Origin of the sequence: Streptomyces sp. NPDC049813 (assembly GCF_044465085.1) — a bacterium.
GTDB lineage: Bacteria > Actinomycetota > Actinomycetes > Streptomycetales > Streptomycetaceae > Streptomyces.
This window is the reverse complement of the sequence record NZ_JBITLI010000011.1, coordinates 221,426-243,854: the sequence shown is the minus strand read 5'-3', so window position 1 is coordinate 243,854 and position 22,429 is coordinate 221,426. Positions and strand designations below refer to the sequence as shown.

At 73.7% G+C, this 22,429-nt stretch carries 19 protein-coding genes; 10 read left to right on the top strand and 9 right to left on the bottom strand.

Annotated elements, in window-relative coordinates:
- The first annotated feature begins 159 nt into the window (after window positions 1-159).
- Entirely contained in the window at window positions 160-1,794 is a 1,635-nt protein-coding gene (gene abc-f / locus ACIBW6_RS23145) for a ribosomal protection-like ABC-F family protein (RefSeq protein WP_399062504.1), read from the top strand.
- A 459-nt stretch (window positions 1,795-2,253) separates the two neighbouring features.
- Window positions 2,254-2,829 carry a hypothetical protein gene (locus ACIBW6_RS23140; protein WP_399062502.1) on the top strand — a complete coding sequence of 192 codons (576 nt, stop codon included), beginning with the start codon at window positions 2,254-2,256 and terminating at the stop codon, window positions 2,827-2,829.
- Between the two features lie 76 nt (window positions 2,830-2,905).
- On the opposite strand, the gene ACIBW6_RS23135 is transcribed toward ACIBW6_RS23140, so the two are convergent.
- Window positions 2,906-3,358, bottom strand: a complete 453-nt coding sequence (locus ACIBW6_RS23135; protein ID WP_399062500.1) for an organic hydroperoxide resistance protein — start codon at window positions 3,356-3,358, stop codon at window positions 2,906-2,908.
- A 274-nt stretch (window positions 3,359-3,632) separates the two neighbouring features.
- Window positions 3,633-5,075 carry an aldehyde dehydrogenase gene (locus ACIBW6_RS23130; RefSeq protein ID WP_399062499.1) on the bottom strand — a complete coding sequence of 481 codons (1,443 nt, stop codon included), beginning with the start codon at window positions 5,073-5,075 and terminating at the stop codon, window positions 3,633-3,635.
- A gap of 305 nt (window positions 5,076-5,380) precedes the next feature.
- On the opposite strand from ACIBW6_RS23130, the gene ACIBW6_RS23125 reads away from it, so the two are divergent.
- From ACIBW6_RS23125 to ACIBW6_RS23115, 3 genes are all read left to right on the top strand, one after another.
- Window positions 5,381-6,460 (top strand): alpha/beta fold hydrolase, encoded by a 1,080-nt coding sequence (locus ACIBW6_RS23125; protein WP_399062497.1) that lies wholly within the window; start codon window positions 5,381-5,383, stop codon window positions 6,458-6,460.
- A 121-nt stretch (window positions 6,461-6,581) separates the two neighbouring features.
- Window positions 6,582-7,442 (top strand): alpha/beta fold hydrolase, encoded by an 861-nt coding sequence (locus ACIBW6_RS23120; protein ID WP_399062495.1) that lies wholly within the window; start codon window positions 6,582-6,584, stop codon window positions 7,440-7,442.
- 103 nt (window positions 7,443-7,545) lie between these two features.
- Window positions 7,546-8,424, top strand: coding sequence for a helix-turn-helix domain-containing protein (locus ACIBW6_RS23115; protein ID WP_399062493.1), 879 nt, complete (start codon window positions 7,546-7,548; stop codon window positions 8,422-8,424).
- Window positions 8,425-8,469: 45 nt separating this feature from the next.
- Here ACIBW6_RS23115 and ACIBW6_RS23110 read toward each other — a convergent pair whose 3' ends face one another.
- A complete protein-coding gene (locus ACIBW6_RS23110) occupies window positions 8,470-9,894 on the bottom strand; it encodes an MDR family MFS transporter (protein WP_399062491.1) in 1,425 nt (474 codons plus the stop codon).
- 373 nt (window positions 9,895-10,267) lie between these two features.
- On the opposite strand from ACIBW6_RS23110, the gene ACIBW6_RS23105 reads away from it, so the two are divergent.
- Window positions 10,268-10,732: an SsgA family sporulation/cell division regulator gene (locus ACIBW6_RS23105; protein ID WP_399062489.1), complete on the top strand. Its 465-nt coding sequence runs from the start codon at window positions 10,268-10,270 to the stop codon at window positions 10,730-10,732.
- Between the two features lie 52 nt (window positions 10,733-10,784).
- Here ACIBW6_RS23105 and ACIBW6_RS23100 read toward each other — a convergent pair whose 3' ends face one another.
- Window positions 10,785-11,639 carry a methyltransferase domain-containing protein gene (locus ACIBW6_RS23100; RefSeq protein ID WP_399062487.1) on the bottom strand — a complete coding sequence of 285 codons (855 nt, stop codon included), beginning with the start codon at window positions 11,637-11,639 and terminating at the stop codon, window positions 10,785-10,787.
- Between the two features lie 28 nt (window positions 11,640-11,667).
- Between ACIBW6_RS23100 and ACIBW6_RS23095 the strand changes: the two genes are divergently transcribed.
- Window positions 11,668-13,158 (top strand): PLP-dependent aminotransferase family protein, encoded by a 1,491-nt coding sequence (locus ACIBW6_RS23095; protein ID WP_399062485.1) that lies wholly within the window; start codon window positions 11,668-11,670, stop codon window positions 13,156-13,158.
- A 137-nt stretch (window positions 13,159-13,295) separates the two neighbouring features.
- Here the strand turns inward: ACIBW6_RS23095 and ACIBW6_RS23090 are convergent, their stop codons facing one another.
- The 5 genes from ACIBW6_RS23090 to ACIBW6_RS23070 form a co-directional block, all read right to left on the bottom strand.
- Complete coding sequence (locus ACIBW6_RS23090) at window positions 13,296-13,634, bottom strand: MerR family transcriptional regulator (protein ID WP_399062483.1); 339 nt, start codon at window positions 13,632-13,634, stop codon at window positions 13,296-13,298.
- Window positions 13,635-14,181: 547 nt separating this feature from the next.
- Window positions 14,182-14,619: a nuclear transport factor 2 family protein gene (locus ACIBW6_RS23085; protein ID WP_399062481.1), complete on the bottom strand. Its 438-nt coding sequence runs from the start codon at window positions 14,617-14,619 to the stop codon at window positions 14,182-14,184.
- Between the two features lie 4 nt (window positions 14,620-14,623).
- Window positions 14,624-15,550 carry an alpha/beta hydrolase gene (locus ACIBW6_RS23080; protein WP_399062479.1) on the bottom strand — a complete coding sequence of 309 codons (927 nt, stop codon included), beginning with the start codon at window positions 15,548-15,550 and terminating at the stop codon, window positions 14,624-14,626.
- 148 nt (window positions 15,551-15,698) lie between these two features.
- Window positions 15,699-15,893, bottom strand: a complete 195-nt coding sequence (locus tag ACIBW6_RS23075) for a hypothetical protein (RefSeq protein WP_399062477.1) — start codon at window positions 15,891-15,893, stop codon at window positions 15,699-15,701.
- 139 nt (window positions 15,894-16,032) lie between these two features.
- Entirely contained in the window at window positions 16,033-16,488 is a 456-nt protein-coding gene (locus tag ACIBW6_RS23070) for a DUF6299 family protein (RefSeq protein WP_399062475.1), read from the bottom strand.
- 226 nt (window positions 16,489-16,714) lie between these two features.
- Here ACIBW6_RS23070 and ACIBW6_RS23065 point away from each other — a divergent pair, with 226 nt between their 5' ends.
- The 3 genes from ACIBW6_RS23065 (at window position 16,715) to ACIBW6_RS23055 (ending at window position 22,408) form a co-directional block, all read left to right on the top strand.
- Window positions 16,715-18,952 (top strand): ATP-binding protein, encoded by a 2,238-nt coding sequence (locus ACIBW6_RS23065; RefSeq protein ID WP_399062473.1) that lies wholly within the window; start codon window positions 16,715-16,717, stop codon window positions 18,950-18,952.
- A 229-nt stretch (window positions 18,953-19,181) separates the two neighbouring features.
- The gene (locus ACIBW6_RS23060) at window positions 19,182-19,385 is read left to right on the top strand and encodes a cold-shock protein (protein WP_363193868.1); all 204 of its coding nucleotides are present in this window, start codon (window positions 19,182-19,184) and stop codon (window positions 19,383-19,385) included.
- 215 nt (window positions 19,386-19,600) lie between these two features.
- Window positions 19,601-22,408 carry a LuxR C-terminal-related transcriptional regulator gene (locus ACIBW6_RS23055; RefSeq protein WP_399062471.1) on the top strand — a complete coding sequence of 936 codons (2,808 nt, stop codon included), beginning with the start codon at window positions 19,601-19,603 and terminating at the stop codon, window positions 22,406-22,408.
- Window positions 22,409-22,429 lie beyond the last annotated feature (21 nt).

The window sequence follows — 22,429 nt, the reverse complement described above, 5'->3', positions numbered from 1 at the left end:
GTGAAGACGACATCTCCGGATGAGATCCGGTGGTGAGCGGCCCAGCGGCCGGCGCTCAGGGCGCCGCTGACGCGGGCCGGTCTCTTCGTACCCCTTTCCCCTTGTCCCTGCCGGGGCGGAGCTCTGCTCTCCCGCCCGCACACCGCCGAGGTCATCGCCATGTCCCACGCTGCCGTCGTCTGCTCCAACGTCTCCTTCGCCTGGCCCGACGACACCCCGGTCTTCCACGACCTCTCCTTCAACCTCGCCCCCGGCCGCACCGGCCTGGTCGCGCCGAACGGCGCGGGCAAGAGCACGCTGCTCAAGCTGATCGCCGGTGAGCTGAAGCCCACCGCCGGGTCCGTCGCCGTCGACGGCGCCCTCGGCTACCTCCCGCAGTCCCTCCCGCTGACCGGGAACCTCACGGTCGCCGAGGTGCTCGGCGTCGACGCGGTGATCCGCGCCATCGACGCCGTGGAGTCCGGCGACGTCGCCGAGGAGCACTTCACGGCCATCGGCGACGACTGGGACATCGAGGAGCGCACCCGCGCCCAGCTCGACCGCCTGGGCCTCGGCCACCTCGCCCTCGACCGGGTCCTCGGCACCCTCAGCGGCGGCCAGGTCGTCTCCCTCGGCCTCGCCGCCCAGCTGTTGCGGCGGCCCGACGTCCTGCTCCTCGACGAGCCGACGAACAACCTCGACATGGAGGCCCGGCACCGGCTCTACGACGTGCTCTCCGACTTCTCCGGCTGCCTGCTCCTCGTCAGCCACGACCGGGCGCTGCTCGACCGGATGGACCGCATCGCCGAGCTGGGCACGGACGAACTGCGGTTGTACGGGGGCGACTTCACGGCGTACGAGGAGGCCGTCCGCGCCGAGCAGGAGGTCGCTGAGAAGAACGTGCGCAACGCCGAGCAGGAACTCAAGCGGGAGAAGCGGGAGTTGCAGCAGGCCCGGGAGCGCGCCGAACGCCGGGCGAGCAACGCCGCCAAGAACCTGAAGAGCGCCGGGTTGCCGAGGATCTTCGCCGGCAACATGAAGCGCGGCGCCCAGGAGGCCGCCGGCAGGTCCGGCACGATGCACGCGTCCCGGGTCGGTGAGGCCAAGGCCCGCCTCGACGAGGCCGGGCGGGCGCTCCGTGACGAGCAGCGGCTCACCCTGGAGCTGCCCGACACGCAGGTGCCCGCCGGGCGCAACCTCTTCCTCGGCGAGGGCCTTCAGGTCCGCCTCGGGGACCGGGAGGTGTTCGCCGGGGGCGGGGTCGGGCTCAGCGTGCGCGGGCCCGAGCGGATCGCGCTGACCGGGCCGAACGGCGCCGGGAAGACCACCCTCCTGCGGCTGGTCACGGGCGACCTGGTTCCGGACAGCGGGGAGATCAGGCGCAACGACGGCCGGATCGCCTACCTCTCGCAGCGCCTGGACCTGCTGGACCTGGAGCGCACCGTCGCGGAGAACTTCGCCGCGTTCGCCCCCGAGCGGCCCGAGGCGGAGCGGATGAACCTGCTCGCCCGGTTCCTCTTCCGGGGCGCGCGGGCCCACCTGCCGGTCAAGGTGCTCTCCGGCGGCGAGCGGCTGCGGGCCACCCTGGCGTGTGTGCTGTGCGCCGAACCGGCCCCGCACCTGCTGCTGCTCGACGAGCCGACCAACAACCTCGACCTGGTCAGCGCAGCCCAGCTGGAGGGCGCGCTCAACTCCTACCAGGGCGCGTTCATGGTGATCAGCCACGACGAACGGTTCCTCGCCGAGATCGGCGTGAACCGCTGGCTGCGGCTGGCCGGGGGCGAACTCACGGAGACGGCGGCGCCGACACGGTGAACCGGCCCGGCGTCAGGAGCGGGGCGCACCCGGCTGTGCGTGCGCGCGGCCGCGCCGCGCCGCGGTCTGCCGCTGTTTCTTCGCGCGTGCCCGCGGTCTTTCGGGCGAAACCGGTCGGCTTCTCTTAACGTCGGGCCGGTCACGGTCGCGGCGGCGGTCCAGCTAATCGGCTACAGAGGGCCGTTGCCGTCACCGTCGTAGGCGTGGATCGGTCCGGCCGCGCGCCTGCCGACGGATGTGTGTGTCTTGCAGGCGTTTTCGTGGGGAACACACGTGTGAATGTTGGTGGTGAGGGGCGGGGGTGGCAGTGCTGTCCTTTCTCACCTGCGCAGGCGCGTCAGCGCCTATGGTGAGGGTGTACATGCCGGGCGAACTGTCGGGCGCCGACACTTGGCCGCACGGGACCCCCTGACGTGGGTACCATGCACACGTCATTCAATATCGAGGGAGTGAACGGTTGTGACCAGCCAGTCAGCCGCCGCGCTCCGATCGCGGTACGTCGATCAAGCCGCATCGGATCTGGAGGAGAACCGCCGCCTGCAGCAGGAGCTGAAGGAGAGGATCTCGATGTTGAAGCAGGAGGAGGCGCTCCTGACCGACATCATCAACCTCGCCGAGCGGTACGAGGGTTTCGCCGACGCCTCCCGGCTGCCCGAGCAGTCGCAGGACGAGCAGGCCGCCGCGAAGCCGAAGCCGAAGCCGAAGCCGAAGCCGAAGCGGGCGTCGGCCGGGGCCGGTTCGCGGCGCCCGGCACCGGCGCGGGCCGGGGCCGCGGGCGGCCCGGCGAAGGCCGGGGCGGAGGCCAAGCCGCGCCAGGCCCTGCTCGGCGACCTGCTCACCGAGCTGCTCGCCAAGTACGACGAGCCGCGGCTGGCGAAGGAGTTGCGTGAGGAGCTCCTGGAGAAGCACCCCGACCGCAACCCCACACCGCAGGTCGTGCGCAACACCCTCGAATCGCTCGTCGCCAAGGGACGTATCCAGCGGCACAAGCAGCAGCGGTCCGTCATGTACACCCTGGTGAAGCGGGACGCCTGACAGCGGCGGCCGCCGGAGGGAGTACGTCGGTGCCGGTCCCGGCGCGGGCGAGGGGGGCAGCCGCGCCGGGACCGGGTCAGTGGGCGGCCGCGGCCGGAGCCGGGGTGGCCGCGTCGGCGTCGATGGTGACGGGGATGTTGCCGCGCAGGGCCTTGGAGTAGGGGCAGATCTGGTGGGCGGCCCGGGCGAGCTCCTGGGCGGTGGCCCGGTCGACGCCGCCCAGGACCGGGCGCAGGACCGCGGAGAGGGAGAACTCCCCGTCGTCGCCGTGGGTGAGGGTGACATCGGCGGTGATGGTGGTGCTGGTCAGCCGTATCTTTCGGGAGGCCGCCGCGCGGCGCAGGGCGCCGAGGAAGCAGGCGGCCCAGCCGGCGGCGAGGAGCTGCTCGGGGTTGGTCGCGCCGCCGGCGCCGCCGAGCTCCGCGGGGAGGGCGAGGCTCGTCTCCAGCAGGCCGTCGGATGAGCGGACACGGCCGCCGTTGCGGCCTTCTCCGTCGACGTCGACAACGGCGGTGTAGCTGACTGCCATGGCTGATGCTCCCCATCCGGGTTCGGTGGCACAGAGGTCGTCGGGTCCGCACCACGTCGGGGCACAGGCAGGTTTCTGCCCCCGGATCCATCGCCAGTCACTGACAGGGGATCAGATGTGTCACCGGTTGGTGCGGTGACGTAAGCATGGCAGTGGCGTCGTCACCCGTCAAGACGGTTATGCGATCGTCCGGTCGTTCACCGGCCGGTCCCGTCCACCGGCCGGCCCCGCCCGCCCACCTCCGCCCGCGTGTCCCGCTCCCCCACTTCCCGCCTCAGACCGTGACCGTCTTGTACTCCGTGTACGTGCCGAGCCCGACCGCCCCGTACTCGCGGCCGATGCCGCTCGCCTTGAAGCCGCCGAACGGGCCGTCGAAGGCGACCGAGGCGCCGTTGACGGTGACCGTGCCGGTGCGGATGCGGCGGGCGACCGCGAGGGCGTGCTCCTCGTCGCCGGACCACACGCCCCCGGACAGGCCGTACTCGGAGTCGTTCGCGATCCGGACGGCCTCGTCCTCGTCGTCGTAGGCGATGACGACCAGGACCGGGCCGAAGATCTCCTCCTGCGCGATCCGCATGGAGTTGTCGACGTCGGCGAAGACGGTCGGCGTCACGTAGTTGCCCTGCTCCAGGCCCGCGGGGATCTGCGGGCCGCCGACGACCAGGCGGGCGCCCTCCTCGATGCCGAGCTGGATGTAGTCGCGGACCCGCTGCTGCTGGTCGGGGCGGATCATCGGGCCGATGAACGTGTCCGGGTCGTTCGGGTCGCCGACCTTCAGCGAACCGACCAGCTCCTTCAGGGCCGCCACGACCTCCTCGTACCTGGCACGCGGGGCGAGGACACGGGTCTGGGCGATGCACGACTCGCCGTTGTTGAGCAGGGAGGCGAACTTCAGGCCCGCGACGGCCTTCTCGATGTCCGCGTCGGGGAGGATGACCGCCGCCGACTTGCCGCCCAGCTCCAGGCTGACCCGCTTCAGCTGCTCCCCGGCGATGGAGGCGATCCGGCGGCCTGCCCGGGTCGAGCCGGTGAAGGCGATCTTGTCGACGTCCGGGTGCGAGATCAGGTACTCGCTGGTCTCGCGGTCCGCGGGCAGCACGCTGACGACGCCCGCGGGCAGCCCGACGCGCTCCAGCAGCTCGGCCAGGAATCCCATGCTCAACGAGGTCTCCGGCGAGACCTTCAGGACCACGGAGTTGCCCGCGAGCAGCGCGGGGATGATCTTCGACGTGGCCGAGGAGAAGGGCGAGTTCCACGGGATCACCGCGGCGACGACACCGATCGCCTCACGGCGCACCACGCTGCGCACCGGGGACGCCGGGTCCGAGGGGAGCAGCGTCTCCTCCCAGCCGAACTCCTCGGCCGCCTTGAGGTAGGCGTTCGCCTGCCGGGTCAGGCCGGGCTGTCCGGCCCGGGTGAACCAGCCCGCCGAGCCGTTCTCCAGGGAGATCAGGTGGGCGACCCGCTCCGCGTTCTCCTCGCGCAGTGCGTTGAAGCGGCGCAGCAGCGCGATCCGCTCGGCCGGCGGGGCCAGCCGCCACTCCCCCTTGTCGAACGCGGCGCGGGCCGCGGCCACCGCGCGGTCGATGTCCGCGAGGCGCGCCTGGGCCGCGCGGCCGATCAGCGCCCGGTCGTGCGGCGAGGCGATGTCGAGCAGTGCGGGGTCGCTCGGCTCGACCCAGGAACCACCGAGGTAGAGCTTGTCGTAACTGATCATGAGCTTCTCTCTTCCCGTGCGGGGCGGTGGCGGTCCACCAGGGCCAGGACCACAGCCGGTAACTGTCACTCCAATGTAGCACTTATTTCGGTAAGCGCTCACTCTCCGGGCGATCTGGCGGTCGATACGTTTCTACCTGGCGCCGCCGGCCGCGTCCTACCGTCAGATGACTGATGTGTTCGGATTCATGACAGAGCAGAGTGTGTGCCGCTGGACCGTTCCCGCAGGACGGCGGTCCCCCACACCTGTCGCCCGGCCCGCGAACACGTTCCATCGCTCACCGTGCACACACGAGAGGGTTTGACATGATCAACAGGCGCACCTTCAGCAAGGCCGTCGGCCTGGGCACCGGCGCGGCCGCGGTCTCGCTGGCCGGCCTGCAGGGCTCCGCGTCCGCGGTGGAGGCGACCCGCGAGCCGGGCGGTTCCGCCGGCGCCACCGCCCCGACCGTGCCCACGATCACCCCCGGCACCCACACCGCGTTCCCGAGGATCAAGCAGGTCAGGGCGGGCGTCCTGAACGTCGGGTACGCCGAACTCGGCCCCGCGCACGGCCCGGTCGTCCTCCTGCTGCACGGCTGGCCGTACGACATCCACAGCTACGTCGACGTCGCCCCGCTCCTCGCCGACCAGGGCTACCGGGTCCTCGTCCCCTACCTGCGCGGCCACGGCAGCACCACCTTCCTGTCCCGCCGCACCCCGCGCACGGCCGAGCAGTCCGCCGTCGCGCTCGACATCATCGCGTTCATGGACGCCCTGAAGATCCCGAAGGCGCTCCTCGCCGGCTTCGACTGGGGTTCGCGCACCGCGGACATCATCGCCGCCCTGTGGCCCGAGCGGGTCACGTCCATGGTCTCCACCAGCGGATACCTCATCACCAACGTGGACGCGCAGGCCGAGCCCCTCGCCCCGGCCGCCGAGCACAACTGGTGGTACCAGTGGTACTTCGCGAGCGAGCGCGGCAAGACGGCCATGGAGAACGAGGAGAAGCGCATCGCGCTGTGCCGTTACGTGTGGACACTGGTCTCCCCGAACTGGAACTTCTCGGACGCCGTCTTCGCGCGCACCGCCGAGGCCTTCAAGAACCCCGACTACGCCGCCATCGTGCTCTTCAACTACCGGTGGCGGATCGGCCTGGTCGAGGGCGAACCGCGGTACGACCGCTACGAGAAGCGGCTGTGGGCGCAGCCCTCCATCGCCGTGCCGACAGTCACCCTCGACGCGGCGCTCGACCCCTTCACCCCGCCGCCGGGGGACGGCAGCGGCTACCGCACCCACTTCACCGGCCCCTACCTGCACCGCACGATCGCGGACATCGGGCACAACCTGCCGCAGGAGGCGCCGACCGCCTTCGCCCAGGCCGTGGTCGACGCCGACCACCTCTGACAGTCAGTCACCCTCTTGACAGGTGACGGGGCGCCTGACACTTTTGTCACCGGTCAAAGCGGTGATGAGTCGGCGTGAGCCGGCTCTTCCCATGTATTGATGTGCTGGAAAGGAATGTCTCATGGTGAGCAACAAGGGTCGCCGCAAGCGACTGACCACGGGTGCGGTCGCGGTGGCCGCGGCGGGGCTCTCGCTCGGCGCGGTCACTCTCGGCGGCACCGCCAGCGGCGCGACGGGGGCCGGCGCGGCGGCCGGCGCCGGGCGGCACGCCAGGCCGACCGTCGTCCTGGAGCACGGCGCCTTCGCCGACGCCTCCAGCTGGAACGGGGTCGTCGCCGACCTGCGCGCCGACGGCTACCCGGTCGTCGCCGCCGCCAACCCGCTGCGCGGCCCCGCCTCCGACGCGGCCGCCCTGCGCACGGTCCTCGACCACGTCAAGGGCCCGAAGATCGTCGTCGGCCACTCCTACGGCGGCAACGTCATCAGCGAGGCCGCGACCGGCGATTCCGACGTCAAGGCGCTGGTCTACGTCGCGGCCTTCCTGCCCGCCCCAGGTGAGAGCGCACTTGAGCTGACCGGCAAGTTCCCGGGCTCCACGCTCCCGGACGCCCTGGACCCGGTCACCTACGAGCAGGCCGACGGCTCCACGGCCACCGACCTCTACATCCAGCAGGACAAGTTCCGCCACCAGTTCGCCGCCGACGTGTCCGCGAAGCAGGCCGCGCTGATGGCCGCCGGGCAGCGGCCCGTCGCCCAGGCCGCCCTGGAGGAGAAGGCCACCACGGCCGCCTGGAGGACCACGCCCAGCTGGGCCGTCGTCACCACCGAGGACCTCAACATCCCGGTCGCCGTGCAGCGCTACATGGCCCGGCGCGCGCACGCGCACACCACCGAGGTCGCCGCGTCCCACTCGGTCGCCGTCTCCCACCCCCGTCTGGTGGCCGACGTGATCGAGCGGGCCGCGCACGCCACCGTCCGCTGACCCCCGGGGGGCGGCGGGGCCGGCCGGCCCCGCCGCCCTCCGGCCCACGCGGCGCAGTACCCGGCTCAACTCACACGTGTGCGAACGCGGGAGAACCCACGCCATGAACGCTTCAGCCGACGCCCGTACGCTCGGGGAGTTCCTCAAGGCCCGCCGGGCGGAGCTCGACCCCCGCGCGTGCGGCCTGCCGGGGACGGGCGCGCGCCGGGTCGCCGGGCTGCGCCGCGAGGAGGTCGCCCTGCTCGCCGCGATCAGCGTCGACTACTACACCCGGCTCGAACAGGGCCGCGTCCGCGCCTCCGCGGCCGTCCTCGACACCCTCTCCCGCGCGCTGCGCCTCGACGAGGACCAGCAGAGCTACCTGTACGAGGTGGCCGGGCGGAGCGACGACCGGCCGCGCCGCACGCGCCGTCCCACGCAGCGGATACGGCCCGCCATGCGCCGGCTCCTGTCGCAGCTCACCGAGACACCCGCGCTCGTCCTCGGCAGGCATCTGGACGTCCTGGCGTGGAACCCGGCCGCCGTCGCGCTCTACACCGACTTCGCCGCGATCCCCGCGGACCGGCGCAACTACCTGCGCCTGATGTTCACCGACCCGGCCGTCCGCGCCCTGCACCGCGAGTGGGCCCACGACGCCCGGGACGCGGTCGCCGCGGTGCGCAGGGAGTCCGGGGCCGACCCCGACGACCCCGCACTCACTCGCCTCATCGGGGACCTGACCCTGCGCGACGCCGACTTCAGCGCCTGGTGGGCCGAGCACCGCGTCAGCAACGCGACGTACGGCACCAAGCGGTACCGCCACCCGCTGGTCGGCGACCTCACCCTCGACTGCGACACCTGGGCCGCCTCCGACGACTCCGGTCAGCGCCTCATGGTTCTGACCGCCGAGGCCGGCAGCCCCTCCCACGACGCCCTGCGCATCCTCACCGCCTGGTCCGCGGACCGCTCCGGCGCCCGGCCTCCGGCTGCGCGGACGGTGTGACGCCGGGCGGTTCGGCCCGTTCCGGCCGACCACCCGGGGGCCGGTTCAGCTCTCGCGGGCCGGCTTGAGGAAGAGGGCGAGGACGAGCCCGACCGCGAGGGTGGGGGCGATCCAGAGGTAACCCGCGGCGGTGGCGTGCGCGAAGGCGTCCAGGGCGGTGTCGTGCAGAGCGGCGGGCAGCCGGCCGATGGTGTCGGGGCGGGCGGCGTCGAAGCCGCCGCCGGTCGGCAGGGCCCGGGCACGGCCGGCGAAGCCGGTGCCCAGCAGGGTGCCGAAGACGGCGACGCCGAAGGCCGCGCCGATGGAGCGGGCGAAGGTGACGACGGCGCTGGCGGCGCCCAGGTCGGTGGCGGGCACGCTGTTCTGGACGGTGGTCAGGACGACCATCGGGACCATGCCGATGCCGATACCGGTGATCAGGAAGTAGCCGCCGAGGAGCGGGGTGGGGGTGGCGGCGCCGATGGTGCCCAGCAGGAGCAGTCCGGCGAGGTTGGCGGTGAGCCCGGCGAGCAGGATGGCGCGCAGCCTCTCGACGTGCGCGGCCCAGCGTCCGGCGAGCGTCTGGCTGATGACGAGCCCGGCGACCAGCGGCAGCATGAAGACGCCGGACAGGGTGGCCGAGACTCCGTGGACGATCTGCAGGTAGGTCGGCAGGTAGACCAGGACGGCGAACATCGCGGCGTTGGCGAGGAAGCCGATCAGCGAGGAGAAGACGACGGTCCGCGAGCCGAGCATGGCCGGCGGCAGGACGGGGGCGGCGGCGCGGCGCTCGACCGGCGGCAGCAGGGCGGCGAGCGCGAGGGTGGCGACGATCAGGCCGGCGATGGCCGGCGAGGTCCAGCCCCAGCGCCCGCCGAAGGAGGTGATGAGGACGAGGCCGGTGGCGATGGCGGCCAGGACGGTGGCGCCGAGCACGTCGACGCGGGCCCTGGCGCCGCGGGTGGCGGCGGGCAGCGCGCGGGCGGCGACGGCCAGGGCGACGACGCCGACGGGCAGGTTGATCAGGAAGGCCCACCGCCAGGACAGCTGGTCGGTGAAGACGCCGCCGAGCAGGGGGCCGACGATGCTGGCGACTCCGTAGACCGAACCGAACATGCCCTGGTAGCGGCCGCGTTCGTGCGGGGCGACGATGTCGCCGACGAGGGCGAAGGTCAGCACGATCATGCCGCCGCCGCCCACGCCCTGGAGCACGCGGGCGCCGATCAGTTCGGGCAGGTTCCGGGCAAGGCCGCAGGCGACCGAGGCGACCAGGAAGACCGAGGTGGCGGTCAGGTAGAGCCGCTTGCGGCCGAGCATGTCGCCGAGCTTGCCCCACAGCGGGGTCACCGCCGTGGAGGCGAGCAGGTAGGCGGCGCTGACCCAGGCGATGTCGTCGAAACCGTTCAGGTCCCCGGCTATCCGGGGCAGCGCGGTGGAGACGATCGTCTGGTCCAGGGCGGCCAGCAGGACGGCGAGGATCAGCGCGCTCATGGCCGCGGCGACGCCGCCTGCCGCGGGCGGCGCGGAGCGGGGAGCGGGCCGTGGTGCCGGCCGTGCCGGCTGTTCTCTCCGTGCCTTCGGTGCCTTCTGTGCCTTCTGTGCCTGGGACATCAGGACGTGCCTTTCGGGAGTGCTGCGCGTGGGCGGTGTGCCGGTCGCGCCCCATCGCACGATCTGACCCATAAGGTCGACACCGATTCGCCTAACTGTCACTCCACTGTAGCACTTATAGCGAATACCTCTGCATCTATGCGACACTGGGGGGCCCGGTGCACGACGACGGTCAAGTTACTTAGGTACGCCGGTCGCGCGGCGACGAGAGTGGGCCGGGTCAGCTTCCGCCCGACAGAAGGGCCCACCCGTCATGAGCGGCAACCATCCCGGTCTCCACGCTCCCAGGCCGGCGCCGCCGGAGCGCAGCCCCGAACTGGTCCTGGACATCGCGCGGGTACTGGGCGTCGCGGCCCGGCAGGCCGTCCGGGCGGAGTTCCGTTTCGACGCCGCCGCCCCGCTCACCGTCCGCGTGGGACTCTCCGTCGAGGGCGGCCCGCACGTCGCGTGGCGGATCGGCCGCGATCTGCTCCGGCAGGGGCTGTACTCGGCGAGCGGTCTCGGGGACGTACAGATCTGGCCGGTGTACGCGGCGAGGGAGGCGGCCGTCGCCCGGCTGCAGCTCGCCTCCGGGGACATGGCCGCCCTGTTCGAACTGCCGGTCCCGCCGCTGGCGCGGTGGCTGGAACACACCTACGCGCTGGTCCCCGCGGGCCGGGAACTCGCCGCCGTCGACTGGGACGTGGCGACGGCGGAGCTGACCCGGCCGCGCAGGTGAGCCCGGCACGGGGCGCGGGGCCGGGGCGGAATTCGCCGGACCCGCCCGCTGATCAGGATCGACCCGCGGGCGGGTTCACGGCGACGGCTTTGAAGAACGTGTAGTGGAAGGTTCCGTCATCGGCGGTGCGGAGCAGGTCGGCGACCCCCCGGTCCCAGTCGGCCGGAGTGATCAGGGCGGCGGCCAGCGCCTCCTCCCGTACGGACCGGACCATGGCGATGAAGGTGTTGCGGGTGAAGCCGTCGACCCACCCGGGCCGGTTCCGGTCGGCGTAGACCGTGCGGGGACGGACGTCGACGCCGCGGTATCCGGCGCCGGCCAGCAACGGCTGGAGCCGCCGGCCGAGCAGCGCGTCGCCCCCGGCCGCCGCCTGGAGCCGCACCTGGCAGTCGATCACCGCCTGGGCGTACGCACTGATGGGGTGGAACACCACCGACCCGTGGTCTCCCTCGATGACGGTGACGGTGCCTCCGGGCCGCAGCACGCGCCGCAGCCCGGCCAGCGCCCGCCCGGGGTCCGACAGGTGTTCCAGGACGAAGCACACGAAGACGTGGTCGAACGCGGCGTCGGCGAAGGGAAGGTCGAACACGTCCGCCCGGTGCCATGCCACCCGCGCCCCCGGTACGAGGCTGGCGACGTGGGCGCGGGCCCGCGCGAGAGACTCCTCGGCCCGGTCGACGGCGACGAGGTGCGCCCCGGGGCTGGACCGCAGCAGATGGACCGTCTGAGCGCCGACCCCGCAGCCGACCTCCAGCACCCGGCTGCCCGCGGGGTAGGCGGTCCCGGCGTGCAACAGCCGGGCCAGGGTGTCCGCCTGGTCGCCCAGCCGACGGCTCTCCCGCGGTGAGTATCCGTGCACGTAGTCGGCCGCCGGGGCAGGGGCGGGCGGTGTGGTGGCTGCATCCATGGGTCCACCCTGCTGCCACTATGGTCCGATGGACAGAGCCAATGAGGGTGCTACGCACCGGTCCATCGTCGCGGGGGCCGACTTCCTTCATCTGGCCGTCGACGAGGCGCCGAGCGGCGGGAAGTCCACCTGGCTGACCCAGCAGATCAGGCGCGCGCTCGCGGACCGGCGGCTGCCGGTGGGAAGCAGACTGCCGGCCACCCGGGTCCTCGCCGGTGAACTGGGCGTCTCGCGGGGTGTGGTCACCGAGGCCTACCAGCGCCTGATCGAGGACGGGCACCTCGCCGGACGCGGGCGCAACGGCACCTTCGTCGTCGGCGCCCCCGCGGCGGCGGCAGCGGCCGGGCCCGCCGCACCCGCCCGTCCGCCGTCGCCCCACGCGGTGTTCGCCGCCGCACCCGGCGCGGACGTCTTCGACACGATGCGCGCGGCCCGGGCCCGCATCGACCTCTCCCCCGGGCTCCCCGATCTCGCCGCGTTCCCGCGCACGGCGTGGCTGCGCGCGGAACGCCGCGTCCTGGACCGGCTCGCGGCATCCGACCTCGGGTACGGGGATCCCCGCGGTGTGCCGGCACTGCGCCGCGCCGTCGCGCACTGGACGGCCCGCAACCGCGGGGTCCTGGTGGACCCAGGTGACGTCCTCGTCGTCGCCGGTACGGCCCAGACGCTCACCCTAGTGGGGCAGGTGCTGCACGGCGCCGGCGTCCGCGCGGTGGCCGTGGAGGACCCCGGCTCGCTCGGGGCCCGCCAGCACCTGCGCAACTGCCGGTTGGACACCCCGCCCGTCGCGGTCGACGCGGAGGGGCTGCGCGTCGACGACCTGCGCGCCACGGGTGCGGCGGCCGTCCTGCTGACCCCCGCCCACCAGTTCCCCACCGGCGTCGTCCTGCGCGGCGGCCGGCGGGGCGAGCTGACACGCTGGGCCCGCGAGAGCGGCGGACTGATCATCGAGGACGACTACGACGCCGAGCACCGTTACGACCGGGCGCCGGTGCCCGCCCTGCGGTCCGTGCTCGCCGAGAACGTCTTCTACGCCGGGAGCGTGTCGAAGCTCCTCGCCCCGGCCCTGCGCATCGGATGGGTGATCGCCCCGGCCGCGTACCGCGACGCCCTCGTGGACGCCAAGCGGTTCGCCGACCTCGGCAACGCCGCCCTGCCCCAGCTCGTCCTGGCCGAGTTCATGGAATCGGGCGCGATGGAACGCCAGTTGCGTCATGTGCGCCGGCGTCACCGCCTCCGCCGGGACGCCATGGTCGAAGCCGTCGCCACCCAGCTGCCGGGCGCGACCGTGCACGGCACCGCGGCGGGCCTGCACCTGACCCTCACCTTCGAGGCCGGGTTCGCCGACACGGACGTCGCGGCCGCGGCGCTCGCGCGCGGGGTGAAGGCGCACCCGTTGTCCTGGCACTGCCAGCGCCCCCACCGGCCGGGACTGGTCCTGGGCTACGCCGCGAGCACGCCGACCGACATCGGCGACGGCGTGGCGATACTCGGCGAGGTCCTGAGAGAGCTGTCCTGACGGACCGGATCGCGCGGGCCGCCGCGCTGGCCCAGCGGGTCATGGCGGCGGCCCATGGACACACGGCTCTGTTCCCGGCGGGACAACGCGGCACGGCCCGTGACGGGCCGCAGCCGGCCGGCGGTGGCCGGCACGGGTCAGGACGCGGCCGTCGGCTTCGCCGCGTCGGCGGCGCGGCGGTACTCCTCGTTCAGGCGCTGTGCCTCTTCGAGCTGGTCCTCGAGGATGACGATGCGGCAGGCGGCCTCGATGGGGGTGCCCTGGTCGACGAGTTCGCGGGCGCGCGCGGCGATGCGCAGCTGGTAGCGGGAGAAGCGGCGGTGGCCGCCCGCGGAGCGCAGCGGGGTGATGAGGCGGGCCTCGCCGATGGCGCGCAGGAAGCCCTGGGTGGTGCCGAGCACTTCGGCGGCCCGGCCCATCGTGTAGGCGGGATAGTCGTCGTCGTCGAGACGGCCGTAGGAGTCGTCCGCTGTCATCGCACCTCTCTGTGGAACGCGTGGAGGGGCCCTGGCGCCATTGGCGCCAGGGCCCCGAAGGAACTAGCTACACCATCTGCCGGCCCTGGTACTGCGCCGGCTCGCCGTTACCGCGGACCCGGCCCGAACGCTGCCGGGGGGTGCGGATGCTGGGATCGCGAATTGCCTGACCGGAGACCACCTCACTATCGATGTCCTGCGGTACCCGGGCTCAGCACGTCCGCCCGGGCGATCCTGATGGCGTCGCTCCTCCGTTCTTTCCCTCGTGAACTACTGATCCTGCTGACGGCGGCCCCTCACCACTGCGGGCCACCCGGTCCGGTCGTCAGTCACGTCGCCGTCCTGCGAACACCCTGGCTTCGCGACTCCACCACCGCACCGTCGTGCGTACTGCGTGTACCGCGGCGGGCAGTCCGTGTCCGCCCGCCTTGTCGATCTCGACTACAAGAGAAACCCTACCCATCGAGCATCTCAATGTCTACCGTCGCCACCATAGATTTCCGCGTGTTCGACCATGAGGTAATCGGGGTCGAACAGCCGCGCGGGGTCAGCCGCGCAGATGGTGGCTGACGTCGCCCACCAGGTGGATGTCGACCTGGCGCTCGGCGAACCGCCACTGCCCGTCCCGGCGCGCGAAGCGGTCCCGGTAACGGCCGGCGGCCACGGGTTGCAGCGGGAAGCCGGGCGCCGCCTGGAACACCGTGACGTAGGAGCGGGCGGTGGCGGTGTCCGCCGGCTCGTCGACGTCGATCGCGATGTTGGTCGTGACGTGGTGGGTGCGGGGCGTGCCGTCCTCGTAGAGGATCACGGTCTCCCGGAGCATCCGCTCCACGCCGCCGTCGCGGCCGTGGACCGTGCCGCCCCTGCCGGTGAACGCGCCCTCGGCGAACAGGGCGTTCACCCCGGCCAGGTCTCCGGTGTCGACCAGCTCCGCGTACCGGGTGATCAGGTGGGAGATGGCGGTCGTGTCGGCGGGGGCGGTCATGGCGTCAGAGACCCTTTCCGAGGTGGGTGGCGTAGAAGTCGGCGAGCTTGTCGACGGCACGGTCGGTGTACTCCTTCTTGTCGTAGAGGTCGACATGGCTGGCGCCCTCGATCCGGTGCAGCTCCTTCGGGCCGGTGGCCCGCTGGTGGACGTCGACGGCCATCCAGGAGGTGACGGCGCGGCCACCGATGACCTGGAGCAGGGGGCGCGGGCCGATCAGCGGCACGGCGTGGAAGGCGTCGAAGGAGGCGAGCTTGTCGATGCTCTCCCAGGCGAGGGACTTCGCCGACCGCTCGTGCTCGCCGCGCGGGGTGCAGTAGTACTCGAAGCCCTCCACACCGTGCTCGCCGCCGAGCGCCGCGGCCTCTTCGGCGGTCTCCGGGAACATCGTCATCGCCCCGGGGTCCTCGCCGCGGGCCGCGGCGCTGCGGGCGCGGGCGGCGGCGTCCAGCAGGCTCTGGAAGACCGCCGGGTCCTGGGTGCCGTCGGCGCCGAACCGGAACTGGCGGGCGACGTCCACTCCGCTGACGGTGGCGACGGCCCTGACGCGGTGGTCGCCGCCCGCGGCGGCGAGCGAGTAGCCGCCGGAGGCGCAGATGCCCAGCAGGCCGATGCGGTCGGCGTCGACCTCGTCGCGCGTGCCGAGGAAGGAGACGGCGGCCTTGAAGTCCTCCACGCGCTGGGCGGGGTCCTCCAGACCGCGCGGCAGGCCCTCGGACTCGCCCTGGTACGCGGCGTCGAAGGCGAGGGCGACGAAGCCGTGCTCGGCCATCCGCCGTGCGTAGCTGCCGGACGTCTGCTCCTTCACGCCGGTGCCGGGGTGGCCGACGACGAGGGCCGGGAGCGGGCCCGCCGCCGGGGTGTCGGGGAGGTGGAGGTGTGCGGCGATCCGGAGGCCGGCGCTGTCGAAGGTGACACTGGTGTGATCCATGGCTTCTCCCTGAGGTGTGTGTGGATCTCTCTCCCGTCGCCGGGAACATCTCCACGATCGCGGCGGGGCCGGGGCGGGAAAAGAGCCAGGTTCCTGCCGGGGAAGGATCCTTCCCCCTCACAGGTGTGCGGCTGTCCTCCCGCCCGTCCTACAAGCCCAGATCCAGGGCCAGGCAGGAGAAGTACTGCCACTGCCCCTCAGGGTTGTACGCGCCGTTCGCCTTGGCGTCCGGCCTGGTGTCCACGCCCTGGGTGGTGTCCTCGACGCGGATGCGCTCCGGGAGCTTCCCGAAGCGCGCTTGCCGCGCCGCCGCGGCGGTGTCGGTGGTGGCTTCCTGGTGCATGACCGTCCTCCACTTCGTGGATCGCGTCCGTGGGTCTCCCGGACTGCCACCAGTCTCTCCGTCCACACGTAACCCGTCAAGATGGTTACGCGAATCCTCGCACACCGAGCTGCGGCGAGAACTCCGCGCGAGAACACCCTCAGCCTTGCAGCGTCACCTCCTCGGTGTGCATCGCGTGGAAGTACGGCAGCGGCAGGCCCAGTTGTGAGCGCAGCTCCATCACGGTGGCCTCGACCTGCACGGCGCCGGGCCGGACCGCGCCCGCGAGGACCTGGCCGGTGTTCTGCCACCGGTGCTCGGCGCCGTCGCAGACGGCCGCCGTCCCGCCGACGCCGTAGCGCGTGTTCCCCGAGCCCGGGCGCACGGACGAGGAGACGAAGGCGCGGCCGGTGCTCCCGGCGCAGCGGTAGGTGCCGGACAGCGTCACGGTGTCCCCGGCGACCTTACCGACCGGGTCGACGGTGACGTACTCGTCCAGGAGCGCGGCGGACGGGGCGGCGAACCGGTGCGGGACACCGGCGGACGCGGCCGGGGCGGCGAGCAGCAGGGCGACACCGGCGACGGCACCCAGGGCGGGGCGGAACCACGAAGACATGGGAAGACCTCCTTGTCGGGGAGGTCCTTCCTAGCGGCGGCCGCGGGCGGAGCCGCCGACCGTCATCCCTTCGGCGGCGAGTTGGCGCCGCCCCCTGGGCGAGCCGGCCGCCGCCCTCGGCCGCGCCCTCTCGTCGCATGTCAGCACCCGGGCGATTCCGCGACGATCGATCCACAACTGGTAAATTCACGCGGTTCACAGCGGTGGGGCGCCTCGGAGGGTGCGGATGGACAGGACGGCGTTCGGGCGGCTCCTGCGGGAGGCACGGCAGCGCTCGCTGCTGACCCTGGAGAGCCTCTCCGAGGCCTCCGGGGTGAGCGTCCGCGCCATCAGCGACATGGAGCGGGGGCAGAGCCTGCCGCGCCGGGCGACGCTGAGCGAGCTGATGGACGCCCTCGACCTGGCCGGGGACGACCGCGTGCGGTTCGTCGAGGCGTCCACGCGGCGCACCCGGCAGGTGCCGCGGCAGCTGCCGCCCGACCTCGCCGCGTTCCGCGGCCGCGCCCGGGCCCTGGCCGTCATCGACGGCCTCGCACGTGAGGCGTCCGGGGACGGCCGGCACGTCGTCATCTCCGCGATCGGCGGCATGGCGGGGGTGGGCAAGACGACGCTCGCGGTGCACTGGGCGCACCAGGTCGCGGACCGCTATCCGGACGGGCAGCTGTATGTGAACCTGCGCGGCTTCGACGACTCCGGGCAGCCGCTCGACCCCGGCGAGGCCCTGGGCGGGTTCCTCGACGCGCTCGGGGTGCCGAGCGGTGACGTGCCGCGCGGGACCGCGGAGCGCGGCGCCCTGTTCCAGGCGCGCACGGCGGACCGGCGGCTGATCGTCGTCCTCGACAACGCGCGCAACGAGGAGCAGGTGCGGCCGCTGCTGCCGGCCTCACCCGGGTGTCTGACCATCGTCACCTCGCGCAGCCGGCTCGCCGGGCTGTGCGTCGCCGACGGCGCCTCGCTGGTCGATCTGGACGTGTGGACCCGCGAGGAGGCGCTCTCGGCGCTGGCCGCGAGGATCGGCGGCGAGCGGTGCCGGGCGGAGCCCGGGGCCGCCGCGGAACTGGTCGAGCTGTGCGCGTTCCTGCCGCTGGCCATCGCCATCGTGGGCGCGCAGATCAGCGCGGAGCCGCGCGTCCCGCTCCACGTCGGCGTACGGGAGCTGCGGGAGTCCGGGTCCCGCCTGGACGCCCTGTCCGCCGATGACCTGCGCATCGACGTACGGGCCGTCTTCTCGTGGTCCTACCGGGCCCTGGCGCCCGGCACGGCCCGGTTCTTCCGCCACCTGACCCTGCACCCGGGCCCGTCGGTCTCGGCCGGGGCCGCCGCCTCGCTCGCCGGTGTCGCGATGGCGCCGGCCCGCCGCCACCTGCGGGAGCTGTCCTCGGCGAACCTGCTGTCGCGTGACGCGGAGGGCCGCTACGTCCTGCACGACCTGCTGCGCGTCTACGGCACCGAACTCGTCGAGCAGGAGAAGGACGACCGGTTCGGCGCCCAGACCCGGCTCCTCGACTATCTGCGCCACAACGCCGGCGCGGCCACCCGCGTCCTGGACCGGCGGCCCGGTCTCGACCTGCCCGACCCGCCGGCCGAGGGCGTGATCCGGGTCCCGGTCACCAGCCGCGAGGAGGCGCTGGAGTGGTTCGGCCAGGAGGAGCCGACGGTGGCCGCCGCCCTGCGCTCCCCCGAGGACCCGCGGCTGCTGCGCTACCGCATGAACCTCACCCGGGACTGGGTGAGTTACTACTCGGTCCTCGGCCGCTGGGGCGACGAGATCTCGGCCAAGCGGCGGGACCTGGAGGCGGCCCTCCTCCTGGACGATCCGGCCGCCATCACCAAGAACAGCGCGAACCTGGCCCGCGCGCTCGCCGAGACGGGCCGGCTCGACGAGGCCGAGGAGCAGATCACCCTGCTGCTCGGCCAGTTGGACCGGCTCTCCCCGGCGCTGCGGGCGCTCGCCGAGCGCAGCATCGGCTGGGTACGGGGCCGCCAGGGGCGCCACACCGAGGCCCTCCACCACGCGCGGCGGGCCCTTGCGCTCTTCCAGGAGCTCGGGGACCGCGGCAGCGCGGCGCGGGAACTGAACGCCGTCGGCTGGTACCTGACCCTGCTCGGCGAGCACCGGCAGGCGATCGGCATGTGCGAACAGGCACTGCCGATCCTGCGTGAGACCGGCAACCGCCGCAGCGAGGCGGCGACCTGGGACAGCATCGGCTACGCCCGTCACCGGCTGGGCGACCTGGACGCCGCGATCGAGGACTACGACCGGTCGCTGCGGCTGTACGAGGAGGCCCTCGACGCCTACAACCAGGCCGACGTCCTGGACCACATCGCCGCGGCCCGCCTGGCCCAGGGGGACACGGAGCGGGCGCGGGCGAGCTGGACGCGGGCCGCGGAGCTGCTCGACGGGATCGGCGACCCGCGCGCCGCACGGCTGCGGGCCCGGGCGGAGGAACTGCCCGCCCCCTGACCTCGGCAGGCGTCGGGCGCCCGGTGCCGCCGCCCCCGTCGACGGCGTAAAGGGAACAGTTGCGGATCGAGCGATCCTTAACGGACGGTTCTGTTGTCAACGGCCTGTGGGGCTGGTGTGTGCACACGTCGTCGGGGTAGAACGGTGCTGGGCCCGCCCGTGATCGTCGGGCGGTGCCTTCGGCATCCCAGCCCGGCACCTCGCCGGGCGTCAGTCAAAGGACAGCAGTATGGCCAGCGGTACCGTGAAGTGGTTCAACTCCGAAAAGGGCTTCGGCTTCATCGAGCAGAGCGGCGGCGGACCCGACGTGTTCGCCCACTACAGCAACATCTCCGGCAACGGCTACCGCGAGCTCGTCGAGGGTGAGACGGTCACCTTCGACATCACCCAGGGCCAGAAGGGCCCCCAGGCCGAGAACATCGTCCGGGGCTGAACCACCCCCCGCGACAGCAGGACCAAGGGCGGGCCCGACCTCCACCGGTCGGGCCCGCCCGGTCTGTTCCCGGCCCGTGCCGGCCGGGCGGCGGGGCCAAGCTGCATGCGAACTGCCTGTTGCCGCGGACCGCTCTCCGGTGGGATGGACACCGGCACGAGGGCGCCCCGGGGGCCGGGAGGGGACCGCTCGACGTCCCGGACCAGGGGGCACTGATGAACACTCGGAGCGAGGTCTCCGCCTTCTCCGTCGTGACGTGGGGCCGCGGCCCCCTGCGGCCCACCGCTGCGCCCCGCAGGCCGGCGGGGCGCAGGGAACTCGTCGGCCGGGGCGAGGAGCTGCGCCTGCTGCGGGCGTTCGTCCGGGACGCCGCGACGCACGGTGCCACCCGCGTCGTGTCCGCGGACCCCGGAGCGGGCAAGTCGGAGCTACTGGCCGCGGGTGTCGAGCTGGCGTCCGCCGCCGGGACGGGTGTGCTGCGCTGCGCGGGCAGCCGCGACGGCGCCGCGGGCGAACTCTCCGGCCTGGCGCAGATCTTGTGGCCCCTCCTGGGGTCCGCGCGGGTCCCGCCGGGCGACCGGGACCTCTCTGCCCTGGAGACGCTGCTCGTCGGCGGCGCCCCCGGCCCCCACGAGCGGGCCGCACTGCCCTACACCGTGCTGCGGGTACTGGAGTCGGTCAGCGCCGCACGGCCCCTGCTGATCGCCGTCGACGACTGGGACGCGCTGGACGCGGCCAGCGCGGAGGTACTCGCGTTCGTCGCCCGCCGCACGGCCGGGCACCGCCTCGGCCTGCTGCTGACCACGCGCCCGCACACCCGCCGTACGCCGCTGACCGGCCTGCCCGCACTGCCGCTGCGCCCGCTGACCCCGGCCGAGTCCGCCGCCCTGCTGGCGGCGCGGCGCCCCGGGCACGACCCGCACACCCTGCGCGACTTGATGGCGAGCGCCGCGGGCAACCCCCTCGCCCTGCTGGAACTGCCCACCTGGACCGAGGCCCGTGTCCCCTGGCTGCCGCCGTCCTCGTCCCGGCTCGCGGCCGCCCTCGCGCCCGGGGCGGACCGGCTGCCGGCCGCGACCCGGGACCTGCTGCTCGTGGCGGCGCTCCACCCGACGGCGGACCTGACGCTGCTGCTCGCGGCGGCCGCCCGGCTCCAGGGCGGCGCGCCGGACGTCGCCGCCCTGGAGCCCGCGGAACGCCAGGGCCTCGTCGTCCTCGACGGCGTGCGCCTGGTCTTCAGCCACCCCGCCGGGGCGGGCGCCGTGGTCCGCGGCACCGGCGCCCGGCGCTGCCGGTCCGCCCACGCCGCTCTCGCCGCGGAGCTGGCCGAGGGCTCCGTGCGGCAGCTGTGGCACCTCTCCCAGGCGGCGGAGGGCACCGACGCGGAGCTCGCCGCCCGCGCGGAGGACGCCCACCGTCTCGCGCTGCGGCAGGACGATCCGGCCCTCGCCCTGCGGCTGCTGCGGCGCGCGGCCGATCTGCACGGCCGCCCCGAGGACCGGGGACGCTGTCTGCTGCGGGCGGCCCAGCTCGCCGGGGACGTGGGCTGGGGGCGCACGGCGCGCGCCCTGGCCCGCCGGGCGCTCGCGCATCCGCTGGGGCCGCTCGGCTCCCTGTACGCGCGCACGGTGACGCGGGCCGGCACCCCGGCCGCCCGGCTTCCCGCGGAGCCCGCCGGCTGGCCCGCGCCCGTCGGGGATGCCGAGATCGACAGCGCCCTGGAACTCGCCGGGTCGACGGCGCCCGCCGTCGCCGCCGACACCCGGCGCGCCGACGCGCTCCTCGCCTACCTCGACGCGCTGCCGCCCCGGACCGCGCACGATCCGCGGCTGCTGCACGCGATGGCCACGGCGGCGCCGGTGCGCCGGGCCGGCACCGTCCTCGCGCGGCTGCCCGCGGCCGGCCGGCCTGACAACGTTGCCCTACGCGACCTCGAACGGCTCGGCGAAGCGGCCCTGCGCAGCGGGGACCCGCTGCGCGCCCTGGAACTGCACCGGCAGGCGGAGCGCCGCTGCCACTTCCACGACCTGCCCGCACGGCTGCCCGTCGTCCTGCTCCGGCAGGGTCTCGCGCACCTGGTGACGGGCGACTGGGGGCAGGCCGGAACCGCGTTCCGGCGCTGTGGCGAACATGCCGGGGAGCAGGGGCTCACCGGCGAGGCGACCGCGGCGGAGCTGCTCGCCGGGCTCACCCGCGCGCTGCGGACCGGGACGGTGCCGGCCCCGGCCGACGCCCACGCCGTCGAGGCCGCCCGGCCATCGGTGAGCGCGATCAAGGAAATCATCGCCGTGGGCACCGGCTGGGCCCAGGTGGAGAGCGGCGACGCCGCCGCCGGCCACGCCACGCTCGCCCGGCTGCTCGCCGATCCCGGGCGCTGCACCGCGGTCCTGTTCGCCCTGGTCCCCTTCGCGGAGGCGGCGGGTGCCGTGCACGCGGCGGAGCCGGCCCGGGCCCGGCTGCGGCTGCTGGCGCGGGAGCTGGGTCCGCAGCGGGCCCCGCTGGTCTCGGTCGCGCTCGCCGTGGCCGAGACCGTCCTCGCGGACGACGAGGACGCCGGGGCCCACTTCGAGCGGGCCCTCGCCCTCGGCGTCGACCAGCACCCGTTCCTGGAGGCGTCGTTGCGGCTCGCGCACGGGCGGCGGCTGCGCCGGTGGCACGAGTTCACCGACTCCCGCGTCACGCTGCGCCAGGCCGCGGCCACCTTCACCATGATGGGCGCCGACGCCCGCGTCACGCGGATCACCGAGGAGCTGCGGGCCTCCGGGGAGCGCGCCGACACCGTCACCGCGGGCACGCCCCGCGCCGACGGCACCGGCGGCGCCGCGGGCGTCCTCAGCTCGCAGGAGCTGCGCATCGCCCGGCTCGCCGCCCGCGGCCTGTCGAACCGTCAGATCGGCGCCGAACTGGGGCTCTCCCCCCGCACGATCGGCGCCTACCTGTACCGGATCTTCCCCCGCCTGGGGGTGACGGCGCGGGCGCAGCTGGCCGGGGTGCTCGGAGCGGACGGCCGGCCCCCCGCCTGACACCGTGCCGGGCGGGGCCAC